Genomic DNA, 11,525 nt, shown 5'->3' with positions numbered 1-11,525 from the left:
TCGGCACCACCAGCTGCGGGCCGGCCTGCGTGGCCAGCTCGTCGTCCACGTTCTTGGTCGTGGCCTTGACCTTCTTGGGCACGGGCACGAGGTAGCCGATGGTTTCCAGGAACTTGCGGTAGGCCACCATGTCGGTGATCGGGCCGGGGTTGGCGCCGTGCCAGGTGTCCAGCTCGGCCTGCAGGCGGTCGCGCTCGGCGAGCAGGGCGGCGTTCTTCGGGGCCAGGTCGGTCACGATGGCGTCGAAGCCCTTCCAGAAGGTCTCGCTGGCCACGCCGGTGCCGGGCAGCACCTGGGCGTTGATGAACTCGTACAGCTCGGTGGCGACCTGCAGGCCGTGGACTTGGGTGCGTTGCGTCATGAAGGGCTCCAACAAAAAGAACGGAAGTGAAAACGAAAGCGATTCAGTCGAAAAAGGACAGCACATCTCGCAGGTTCTGTGCCGTGCGCGTGGGCTGTGTGCCCAGTTCTTCGAACGGCAGATTCTGGCGGTTCACCCACAGCGTGCGGTAGCCAAACCAGGTGGCGGCCAGCGCGTCCCAGGCGTTGCTGCTGACGAACACGATCTGGCCGCGCGGCAGGCCGGTGGCGGCTTCGCCCAGCGCGTAGGCGTCGGGGTGGGTCTTGTATTTGCGGATGCCGTCCACGCTGATCACGTGGTCCAGCAAACCGTCGAGCCCGGCACTGCGGATGGCAATGCCCAGCATCTCGGGTTCGCCGTTGCTCAGGATGCCGGTGGCGACGCCGCGTTCGCGCAGCGCCTGCAGCACGGCGCGGTTCTCCGGGAAGGCGCTCAGGCTGCGGTACTGGTTCATCAGCTGCGTGGCGCGGGCTTCATAGGCGGGCCAGTCGGCGCGCGCCGCCGGCTCGATCAGCTTGATGGCGTAGGCCAGCGCGTGTTGCGTGAGGGCCCAGAACGGCCGGTAGTGCGCGCCGTGGTCGCTGGTCGTCACCAGGCGGGTGTATTCGATCTGCTTGTCGCGCCACACCGTGGCCAGCCGCGCGCCCTGGCCGGGAAACAGCTGTTCCGCGAGCAGGCCCACGCTGTACACGTCGAACAGCGTGCCATAGGCGTCAAACAGGACCGCGCGGGGTTTTTCCATGCATGCACTTTATTCGATACCTTTGCCTTGATTCATGGACTGTTTTTGGGTTTATCCATGACTTTTTGTTAATGAATTGATTCCGCAGACACGGCACCTATCATCTGAACCCACCATGTCCCGACCGCTCGACGCCTACAACCTGCACCTGTTCGCCGTGACCGCGCGTGAAGGTTCCATCGCCCGCGCCGCAGCGCGCGCGCACCTCGCGCCCTCGGCCCTGAGCCGGCGCCTGGCCGATCTGGAGGCCGCGCTCGGCGGCGCGTTGCTGGTGCGTTCGCCGCGCGGCATCGCCCTCACCGACGCCGGGCAGCTGGTGCTGGCGCGCGCCGAGCGCATCGACCACGACCTGCAACGCCTGGCCAGCGATGTGCAGGCGCTGGGTAACGAAGTGGCCGGCACCGTGCGCCTGTGGGCCAACCCCTCGGCCGTGATCGGCGCGCTGCCCGAACGGCTGCAGGCGCTGCGCAAGCGCTTCCCGCGCCTGAGCGTGTGCCTGCACGAGGGCAACACCGCCGACGTGCTGCGCGCCTGCCTGGACGACCGGGCCGACGCCGGCGTGGCGGTGCAGACGGACACGCCGCCCGGCATCGACAGCTGGGCGTTTGCCAGCGACCCGCTCATGGTGGTGCTGCCTGCCGGCCATCCGCTGGCGCGCCAGCGCGCGCTGCGTTTCGAGCAGGTGCTGGACCACCCACTGGTGGGCGTGCAGGCCGGTGGATCGCTGGACCAGACGCTGAGCCAGCGTGCCGCCGCGCTGCACCGGCCGATCGCTTTTGCCGTCACCGTCAACAGCTTCGACGCGGTTTGCCGCATGGTCGAAGCCGGCCTGGGCATCGCGGTGGTGCCCGAAAGCGCGGCCTCGGCCTACGCCGGCACCCGCCGCTTCGTGCGCCGCGCGCTCGATGAGCCCTGGGCGCCACGCCAGCTGCGTGTGGTTGCGCTGCGCAAGACGCCGCGCCCGCGCGCGGTGCAGGCGCTGATCGACGCGCTGCAAGCCCCGGCCTAGGGTGGCGCCGCCAGGCCGCCCCGAGGCGACACAGTCCCTTCGGGGGCAGCGACCCGGGCAGCGGTGGAGCGGGGGGGGGTGAGGGTCTTTCCCGACATCGCGCCACGGCATGCCTCCTGTGCCGAACCGGCGCTGGCGCCAAGGGGCCGGCGCGCCTAGAGTGCGTGGCATGTCCGATCAAGCCAGCCCTTGCGAATCCATCCGTTTCGATGGCCGCCTCCTGTTCCTGAGCACCGACCCGGCCCTGGTCTCCGCCCAGCTCGCCGGGCGCGATCTCGCGCTGGTCGAGGCCGGGTCGCTGCGCGAGAGCGTGTCCACCGACGAGATCACACCCATTCCGGTGCTGGTGCATTTCGACGACGAACTGGGCCGCCACCCCTACGTGGGCTTCAAGGCCGGTGACCAGCTGCCCATCGGCGTCAACGCGGTGCGGCAGGGGCGTTTTGCCGTCACGGTGGCGGGCGCGCGCTACGGCAAAGGTTCGTCGCGCGAGCACAGCCCGGTGGCCGAGCGCGCGGCCGGCATCCGGCTGGTGATCGCCGAAAGCTTCGAGCGCATCTACCGCCAGAACGCCGACAACGTGGGCCTGTTCACCTCGACCGATTTCAGCCTGATCGAGCGCATCCAGCGCGGCGAGGCGATTCCCGTGGACGAACTGGTGGCCGGCCGCGACGCGCTGGCTGCCAGCATCCTGCGCCACGGTGGCCTGCTGCGTTATGGCCGTGCGCGCATGGCCGGAGCCACACCGGTGCCGGCGAACCCCGGCGATGCGCGGCCCAAAACCCTGTTTGAAAAAATTGTCGAACGCCACCTGCTCGCCACGCCCGACACCGGCGATGCGCTGGTGCCGGGGCAGGGCGCCTTCGTGCGCGCCGACCGCCGCTTCATCCACGAGTACTACACCGGCATGTGCGCCCACCTGCTGGACAGCAGCTTCGGCGCCGGGCTGGTGTTGCACGAACCCGAGACCATCCTCGCGTTCGAAGACCACCTCTCGTACGCCGACCGCAGCCCGGTGCACCTGGGGCAGAACCTGCTGGGCCACGCGCGCCACCTCTCGCGGGCGCACCGCGCCTTCGTGCGGCGCCACGGCCTGCGCCAGCACGGTTACCTGGCCGGCGACCCGCTGGACCCTGAGGGCACCGTCTGGGGCGCGGGCTCCGAAGGCATTTCGCACGCCCTGGTGGCCGAGCGTTACGCGCTGCCGGGCCAGCTGATCGTCGGCACCGATTCGCACACGCCGCACAGCGGTGCGCTGGGTTGCGTGGCCTTTGGCGTGGGCACCACCGACATGGCCAACGCCTTCGTCACCGGCGCGGTGCGCCTGACCGTGCCCGAGGTGCTGCGCGTGGAATTGAACGGTGTGCTGCCCGCCGGCGTGAGCGCGAAAGACGTGGTGCTGCACCTGCTGGCGCGTGCCGACATCCGCGCGGGCGCCGGCGTGGGCAAGGCCTTCGAGTTCGCCGGGCCTGTCGTGGCGGTCCTGTCCACCGACGAGCGCACCACGCTGACCAACATGACGGCCGAGCTGGGCGGCTTCACCGGCCTGGTCGCGCCCGATGCCGAGACGGTGCGTTTCCTGCGCGAACGCCGCGGGGTGGACTTCGTGATCGAACCCTGGATGTGCAGCGACCCCGGCGCGTTTTACGCACAGGTGATGACCGTGGACTGCTCGGCCCTGAGCCCGATGGTGGCGAAACCCGGCGACCCCGGCAACGGCGTGCCGCTCTCAGAGCTGAGCGAACGCGTGAAGCCGCAGATCGTCTACGGCGGTTCGTGCACCGCGGGCAAACGCGAGGACTTTGACGCCTACCACGCGGTGCTGGCCTGGGCCGCGGCGCGCGGCTTGAAGGTGCCCGCGGAGGTGAAGCTCTACCTGCAGTTCGGCACCGCCGACGTGCGCGCCTACTGCGAGCAACGCGGCTACCTGACCGCATTCGTTGCCGTGGGCGCCGAGCTGCTGGCCCCGGCCTGCGGCGCCTGCGCCAACTGCGGGCCGGGCTCGTCCACCGAGGCCACGCAGGTGACGATCAGCGCCATCAACCGCAACTTCCCCGGCCGCAGCGGGCCGGGCCAGGTCTGGCTGGCCAGCCCGGCCACCGTGGCGGCGAGCGCCATCGCGGGCGAGCTGGTGTCGTTCGCCGAGTTGCAACAAAGAGGATGAAGCACCCCCGCGCCGCCTTCGGCGTCACTCCCTCAAGGGGGCGCCATCTGCGGCCCGGCAGAGCCGGTTCCGCGCTGGCCTGGGCTGGGTGTGTTGCTCAAGTGTTCCAGCAGCAACCGCGCCGCCGGTGTGAGTGCCTCCGCGCCGCGAAAGCAGATCGCGAACTCGCGCTGAGCCCAGGGTTCGTCCAGCGGCACCACGCGCAGACCGTATTCCGCCGCGCGCGGCAGCGCGACCTCCATCGGGATCACGCTGATCGCCAGCCGCGTGCGCACCACGCGCAGGGCGGCCTCGAAGTCGGTCACGATCATGCGGTACTTCAGGAGCCGGCCCATCTCGGCGGCGGCGCGCACCATCAGCGCCTGCACCGCGCTGTTGACCGGCAGGCCCACGTAGTCCCAGTCCAGCGCGTCGGCAAAACGCAGTCGTTCGCGCCCGGCCAGCGGGTGGTCGGCGTGCATCACCAGGCCCAGCCGGTCTTCGCGGTAGGGCACGCTGTCGAGCCCGCGCAGGTCGGCGCCGTGCGGGCTTTTCCAGCAGATGCCCAGCGAGGCCACGCCGTCGCGGATGCCCTGCACCACCTGCGGGCTGGTGCGCACCTCCAGCTCCACGCGGATGCCTTCGTGCTCGGGTGCGGCCAGGAAGGCGGCCACGTCCTCGGCCAGCTTCTCGGCCATGACGGACGCGGTGGCCAGCACCCGCACCTGCCCGCGCACACCGGCCGCGTAGGCCGCCATGTCGCGCTCGATGCGCTGGGCGCCCAGCAGCAGTTCGCGCGCGTGTTCCAGCAGGCTTTCGCCGGCGGGCGTCGGGTCCACGCCGTGGCGGCGGCGCGTCAGCAGCGGTGTGCCCAGCTGCTCTTCCAGCTGCGCCAGCCGCTTGCTCACCGCGCTGCCCACCAGGCTGGCGTCGGCGGCGGCGCGGGCGATGTTGCGGCTGTCGCAGACGGCCACGAAGAGGCGCAGGCTGGTGAGATCCAAATCTCTCATGTCAGTGAACTCCCCCCTGCGCCGCTGCGCGTCTTCCCCCCTCTCTCGCCTTCGGCGGGAGGGGGGACGCAGCCAGTGGCCCGGCAAAGCCGGTTCCACGGCTGCCCTGGCTTGAGCACGCGCGCCGGTCACGGTGTTGTAGTTGTTCCATTTGGGAATATCTCAGGTTCCAAAATACCGCTTTACGGTATTTTGGTGAATCCTAAACTCCACCCACCCGGAAACATCCGGACTGGAGACAAGAAATGAACAGACACATCCCTTCAGATGTTCAAGCCCAAGCTGCCGGCGCGCCGTCCGCAAACCCAGAACGCGGCGGAACCGGCTTTGCCGGGCCGCAGCGCGTTGTCCCCCTGGGGGGAAGCCGCGCAGCGGCGCAGGGGGGTATCCAAATCCGTGAAGTGGGCCTGCGCGACGGCCTGCAGAGCATCGCCCGCGTGCTGCCCACCGAACACAAGCTCACCTGGATCCGCGAAGCCTACGAAGCCGGCCAGCGCGAGATCGAAGTCGGCTCCTTCGTGCCGGCGCGCCTGCTGCCGCAGCTGGCCGACACCGCCGAACTGGTGGCCTTCGCCAAGACCCTGCCGGGGCTGGTCACATCCGTGCTGGTGCCCAACCTCAAGGGCGCCGAGCGCGCGCTGGAGACCGGCGCGCACCTGATGGTGATGCCGCTGTCGGCCAGTCACGCGCACAGCCTGGCCAACCTGCGCAAGACGCCCGACGAGGTGGTGGCCGAGGTGGCGCGCATCCGAGCCGCGCGCGACGCCACCGGCTCGCGCTGCGTGATCGAAGGTGGCGTGGGCACGGCCTTCGGCTGCACGATCCAGGGCGAGGTGAAAGAGAGCGAAGTGCTGCGCCTGATGCAGGCCCTGCTGGACGCCGGCGCCGACCGCGTCAGCCTGGCCGACACCGTGGGCTACGCCGACCCGGCCCAGGTGCAGCGCCTGTTTGAAAAGGCCCGTGCCCTGGTGGGCGAGCGCCTGTGCTGCGGCCACTTCCACGACACGCGCGGCCTGGGCCTGGCCAACGTCTACGCCGCCTGGCAGACCGGCGTGACCCGCTTCGACGCCTGCCTGGCCGGCATCGGCGGCTGCCCGCACGCGCCCGGCGCCAGCGGCAACGTGGCCACCGAAGACCTGGCCTATTTGTTCGCCAGCATGGGCCAGCCCACCGGGCTGGACTTCGACCGTCTGCTCGCGCTGCGCGCCGAGGTGGCGCAGTGGCTGGCCGGCGAAACCCTGGCCGGCAGCATCTGGAAAGCTGGTCTGCCCAAGACGATGTTGTCCGCCGGGCAGAGCCCCGCGATGGTGTGTGCATGATGGGCGCCCCGAACACCGCATCCGAACCCATGAACACCGACGCCTCCGCCTCCACCGCCCCGCAGCCGCTCAAGGGCCTGCGCGTGGTCGAGTTCACCCACATGGTCATGGGCCCCACCTGCGGCATGGTGCTGGCCGACATGGGGGCCGAGGTCATCAAGGTCGAGCCCATCGACGGCGACCGCACCCGCCACCTGCTGGGCTCGGGTGCGGGCTTTTTCCCCATGTTCAACCGCAACAAGAAGAGCATCGCGATCGACCTGCACACGCCCGAGGGCGCGGCGGTGGCACGCAAGCTCGCGGCCAGTGCGGACGTGGTGGCCGAGAACTTCAAGCCCGGCACCATGAAGAAATACGGGCTCGATTACGAAGCCTTGAGCCAGGTGAATCCGCGCTGCATCTATGTGAGCCACAAGGGTTTTCTGCCCGGCCCCTACGACCACCGCACCGCGCTGGACGAGGTGGTGCAGATGATGGGCGGGCTGGCCTACATGACCGGGCGCCCCGGCGACCCGCTGCGCGCGGGCACCAGCGTGAACGACATCATGGGCGGCATGTTCGGCGCCATCGGTGCGCTGGGCGCGCTGATCCAGCGCGGCATCACTGGCAAAGGGCAGGAGGTGCAGAGCGCGCTGTTCGAGAACAACGTGTTCCTGGTCGGCCAGCACATGCTGCAGTACGCCATCACCGGCCAGGCCGCCGCGCCCATGCCCGAGCGCATTTCGGCCTGGGCCGTGTACGACGTGTTCACCGTGAAAGATGGCGAGCAGATCTTCCTGGCCGCGGTGAGCGATGCGCAGTGGGCCACCTTCTGCGACGCGCTGGGCTTTGCCGACCTCAAGGCCGACCCGCAGTACGGCAACAACAACGCCCGCGTGGCGCTGCGCCCGCAGCTGCTGCCGGTGCTGCGCGAGCGGCTCGCCAGCCGCAGCGCCGCCGATCTGACCGCGCTGTTTGAAAAAGTGGGCCTGCCCTTCGCCCCCATCCGCAAACCCGAAGAGCTGTACGACGACGAGCACCTGATCGCCACCGGCGGCCTGGCCGACATCACCCTGCCCGACGGCGCGCGCGCCGGCCAGACCGCCAAGACCACGCTGTTCCCCTTCACCATGGACGGCCACCGCCTGGGCGTTCGCCTGCAGCCGCCCACCATGGGGCAGCACACGGCCGAGCTGTTGCAGGGCCTGGGCTACAGCGACGCGGACATCACGCAGTTGCAGGCCCGGGCCGCCGTGGCCTGACGCGTTTTTTTTCCACTACAACACCGGAGACAACGACATGACCCACGACAACCCATTCCAATCCCTGACCCGCCGCCAGGCCCTGCTGGGTCTCGCCGCTGCCGCCCTGGGCGCGCACGGCGACCTGTTCGCGCAAGCGCCTGGCTCGGTGGTCAAGTTCATCCTGCCGGTGAGCGCCGGCTCGGGCGTGGACGGCATCGCGCGCGCCGCCAGCCACCAGCTGGGCCTAGCCATGGGCACCTCGGTCGTGATCGACAACCAGCCCGGCGCCGGTGGCGTGGTCGGCACCAGTGCGATGGTGAAGGCCGCGCCCGACGGCCAGATCCTGAGCATGGTGTCGAACAACCATGTGATCTACCCCTCGGTGCTGAAGTCGGTGCCGTTCGACCCCGTCAACGACATCACGCCCATCACCATCATCGGCGCCACGCCGCTGGTGCTGGTGGTCAATCCCGAGGTGCCGGCGAAGAACATGAAGGAGTTCGTCGCGCTGCTGAAAGCCAACCCGGGCAAGTACAACTTCGGCTCCTCGGGCAACGGCACCATCCTCCACCTCGCGGCCGAGATGTTCAAGGACGTGACCGGTACCTTCTCCACCCACATCCCCTACCGCGGTTTCGGCCCCATGCTGGCCGACATCGTGGCCGGCCAGGTGCACTGGGGCGTGGGCGCGCTGCCGGCCTGCAAGGGGCAGATCGACGCCGGTCGCGTGCGCGCCATCTGCGTGTCGTCGCCGCACCGCATCGACGCGGCGCCCAGCATCCCCACCTCGGGTGAACAGGGCTACCCGGCCTACCTGGTCGAAGGCTGGATCGCCGCCGTCGGCCCCAAGGGCCTGAGCCCGGACCTGGTCAAGCGCCTGCACGCCGCCTTCGTCAAGGCCTTCAACACGCAGGAGGTGAAAGAAGCCATGGCCAAGCAGGGCAACACCATCAGCCTCACCACGCCCGAGGCCGCGCTCGCACATTTCAAGACCGAAATGGTGAAGTACGCGGCGCTGGTGAAAAAGGCCAACGTGGTGCCGCAATAACCCACCGTCAGAGCACCACCGCACCGTGAGCAGCACCCCCCAAGTCCACATCAGCGAGGTCGGCCCGCGCGACGGCCTGCAGTCCGTCAAGGCCACCATGCCCACGGCACACAAGTGCCGCTGGATCAGCGCGCTCGCCGCGTCCGGCCTGCGCGAGATCGAGGTCGGCTCCTTCGTGCCGGCCCACCTGCTGCCGCAGATGGCCGACGTGGCCGAGGTGGTGCGGCACGCGCGCACGCTGCCGGGCCTGACCGTGATGGCGCTGGTGCCCAACCGCCGCGGCGCCGAGGCCGCACTCGCCGCCGGGGTGCACAAGCTCACCCTGCCCGTGTCCGCCAGCGAAGCGCATTCGCTCGCCAACGTGCGCAAGACGCGTGAGCAGATGGTGGACGAGCTGCGCAGCGTGGTCGCGCTGCGCAACGAGCTCGCCCCCGGCGTGCCGGTGGAGGTGGGCCTGTCCACCGCCTTCGGCTGCACGTTGCAGGGCGCGGTGGCGGAAGACGAGGTGATCCGCCTCGCGCTCGCCTGTGTGCAGGCGGGCGTGGACGAGGTCGGCCTGTCCGACACCACCGGCATGGCGAACCCGGCGCAGGTGCGGCGCCTGTTCACCCGGCTGCGCGCCGAGCTGGGCGAACGCGCCGGCGCGGCCCACATGCACAACACCCGCGGCCTGGGCCTGGCCAACTGCCTGGCCGCGTTCGACGTGGGCGTGCGCAGTTTCGACAGCTCGCTCGGCGGCCTGGGTGGCTGCCCCTACGCGCCCGGCGCCAGCGGCAATGTGGTCACCGAAGACCTGGTCTTCATGTTTGAAGCCATGGGCGTGGGCACCGGCCTCGACATCCAGCAACTCATCGCTGCCCGCGAACCGCTCAAGGCCGGCCTGCCCGGCGAACCGGTCTACGGCATGACGCCCGAGGCCGGACTGCCCAAGGGTTGGCGGGCCTGAACGTCGGTGCGGGCCGGCGTGCGCCTGTCGCTTTGGAGGTGGAAATACCCCCGGGGCTGGAATAGACTCTTCGTGGTGGGCGCGTGTTGTGCTCTCATGAACGGCATTTTTCAAGGAGGTAGGACATGACAACATCTCGATGGATGGTGGGTGGCGCGGCGTTGCTCGCGGCCCTGCTGGTGGCCGCTTGCGGCGGTGGTGGCGACAGTGACGGATATGGCGCGATTGCCGTGAGCAACTCCACCGGCCGGGTCGCCATCGCTTCCGAAGCATTGACGCAGTCGATCGCCAACGACGAAGCCCGCGACGAGTGCGACGCCGGCGACTGCACGGTGGTGCTCCAGTTCGAAGAGTGCGGCGCGATCTCGTCGGCCCGCACCAGCGGCGGCGCGTTTGTGTACGGTGTCGCTGCTGGCGGCACGGCGTTCGACGCGCAGACCGCGGCCAACAACGCGTGCACCGCCAAGGGCGGCGTGGGTTGCGCCACGATCCCCAACCTGCCGGCGCGGTGTAACTGAGGGTCGACCCACGGTGGCAGCTCGGCCACCGGCCCGTGCTGCCACCTTCCGATTCGCCTGGGGGGGCCTCCAGGCTTGAACTGGCAGTGAGGTGGTTTTGGTCAAAAATCCTCGCGTGAATGCCGTTGATTGCCCTCTTTCATTGAGGTAATCTGCGGTCCCATGGACAAGCTCAAGCAGCTCGAAACCTTTGCCTCCGTTGCCACCCGGGGCAGCCTGACCGCCGCCGCCAAGGCCGAAGGGGTGGCCCCAGCCATCATCGGCCGCCGGCTCGACGCGCTCGAAGCCAGGCTGGGCGTCAAGCTCATGGTGCGCACCACGCGGCGCATCACCCTCACGCACGAAGGCAGCGCCTTTCTCGAAGATTGTCAGCGCCTGCTGACCGACCTGGCCAACGCCGAAGCCAGCGTCAGCGCCGGCGGCGTAAAGGCCAGCGGGCACCTGCGCATCACCGCGCCGGCCGGTTTCGGCCGCCGCCACGTGGCGCCGCTGGTGCCCCATTTCCGCGAGCGCCACCCCGAGGTCACGCTGTCGCTCAACCTCAGCGACCGGGTGGTCGATGTGGCGGGCGAGGGCTACGACTGCGCCGTGCGCGTGGGCGACCTGCCCGACTCCTCGCTGGTCAGCGTGCGCCTGGCCGACAACCGGCGCCTCTGTGTGGCCACGCCGAAATACCTGCAGCAACACGGCCGCCCGCAGACCCCCGCCGACCTCACGCGGTTTGACTGCCTGGTGCTCAGCAGCGACGCCTCGCAGACCCGGGGCTGGGCGTTCTCGATGCCGGCCAGCGCCTCGGCCGCCGACGGCGCGGAGCGCGAGATCGTGCACCTGCGCCCGGGCGGCCCGCTCGATTGCAGCGACGGCCAGGTCTTGCACGAGTGGTGCCTGGCCGGCTACGGCATCGCCTGGCGCAGCACCTGGGAAGTCGAGGCCGACATCGCCGCCGGCCGCCTGGAGGCCGTGCTCGAAGACCATGCCGCGCCGCCCAACGGCATCTACGCCCTGTTTCCCCAGCGCAAGCACCTCGCGCTCCGGGTGCGGCTGTGGATCGATTTCCTGAAGCACCATTACGGCCAGGCCGACTTCTGGGCCGGGGCGGGCCGGTCGTAGCCGCGTGAACCGGGCGCGCAGGGTGGCGCCCTTGCGTCTCAGTGCGGCGCACATTTGGCGGTACATTGCAAATCTGGCAGGGACGCCACCGAGCTG

Annotated in this window: 10 protein-coding genes and 1 pseudogene; 8 read left to right on the top strand and 3 right to left on the bottom strand. The window is 69.6% G+C overall.

Translation table 11 applies throughout. From position 1 onward, the window contains the following. Positions 1–361 (bottom strand): annotated as a pseudogene (locus tag IV088_RS18265) (malate synthase G); the annotation flags it as partial. 43 nt (positions 362–404) lie between these two features. Further along, positions 405–1,103, bottom strand: coding sequence for a haloacid dehalogenase type II (locus tag IV088_RS18260; RefSeq protein ID WP_291105172.1), 699 nt, complete (start codon positions 1,101–1,103; stop codon positions 405–407). Between the two features lie 115 nt (positions 1,104–1,218). Here IV088_RS18260 and IV088_RS18255 point away from each other — a divergent pair, with 115 nt between their 5' ends. Next, positions 1,219–2,112 (top strand): LysR substrate-binding domain-containing protein, encoded by an 894-nt coding sequence (locus IV088_RS18255; protein WP_291105170.1) that lies wholly within the window; start codon positions 1,219–1,221, stop codon positions 2,110–2,112. 169 nt (positions 2,113–2,281) lie between these two features. Further along, entirely contained in the window at positions 2,282–4,276 is a 1,995-nt protein-coding gene (locus IV088_RS18250; protein WP_291105167.1) for an aconitase family protein, read from the top strand. Positions 4,277–4,308: 32 nt separating this feature from the next. Here IV088_RS18250 and IV088_RS18245 read toward each other — a convergent pair whose 3' ends face one another. Continuing rightward, positions 4,309–5,265, bottom strand: a complete 957-nt coding sequence (locus tag IV088_RS18245) for a LysR family transcriptional regulator (protein ID WP_291105164.1) — start codon at positions 5,263–5,265, stop codon at positions 4,309–4,311. 353 nt (positions 5,266–5,618) lie between these two features. On the opposite strand from IV088_RS18245, the gene IV088_RS18240 reads away from it, so the two are divergent. The 6 genes from IV088_RS18240 (at position 5,619) to IV088_RS18215 (ending at position 11,429) form a co-directional block, all read left to right on the top strand. Then, complete coding sequence (locus IV088_RS18240; protein WP_291105174.1) at positions 5,619–6,584, top strand: hydroxymethylglutaryl-CoA lyase; 966 nt, start codon at positions 5,619–5,621, stop codon at positions 6,582–6,584. A 29-nt stretch (positions 6,585–6,613) separates the two neighbouring features. Continuing rightward, positions 6,614–7,825 (top strand): CaiB/BaiF CoA-transferase family protein, encoded by a 1,212-nt coding sequence (locus IV088_RS18235; RefSeq protein WP_291105162.1) that lies wholly within the window; start codon positions 6,614–6,616, stop codon positions 7,823–7,825. Positions 7,826–7,862: 37 nt separating this feature from the next. After that, the gene (locus IV088_RS18230; RefSeq protein ID WP_291105160.1) at positions 7,863–8,855 is read left to right on the top strand and encodes a tripartite tricarboxylate transporter substrate binding protein; all 993 of its coding nucleotides are present in this window, start codon (positions 7,863–7,865) and stop codon (positions 8,853–8,855) included. A 25-nt stretch (positions 8,856–8,880) separates the two neighbouring features. Continuing rightward, positions 8,881–9,801: a hydroxymethylglutaryl-CoA lyase gene (locus tag IV088_RS18225; RefSeq protein ID WP_291105157.1), complete on the top strand. Its 921-nt coding sequence runs from the start codon at positions 8,881–8,883 to the stop codon at positions 9,799–9,801. A gap of 125 nt (positions 9,802–9,926) precedes the next feature. Further along, on the top strand, positions 9,927–10,319 hold the full coding sequence (locus tag IV088_RS18220; protein ID WP_291105155.1) for a DUF4189 domain-containing protein: 393 nt from the start codon (positions 9,927–9,929) through the stop codon (positions 10,317–10,319). A 162-nt stretch (positions 10,320–10,481) separates the two neighbouring features. Further along, positions 10,482–11,429, top strand: a complete 948-nt coding sequence (locus IV088_RS18215; RefSeq protein WP_291105153.1) for a LysR family transcriptional regulator — start codon at positions 10,482–10,484, stop codon at positions 11,427–11,429. The last annotated feature ends 96 nt before the right edge of the window (positions 11,430–11,525 follow it).

The sequence above is a fragment of the Hydrogenophaga sp. genome (assembly GCF_018780075.1).
In the GTDB taxonomy this organism is placed as follows: Bacteria; Pseudomonadota; Gammaproteobacteria; order Burkholderiales; family Burkholderiaceae_C; genus Hydrogenophaga.
This window is presented reverse-complemented; position numbering and strand designations above follow the sequence as displayed.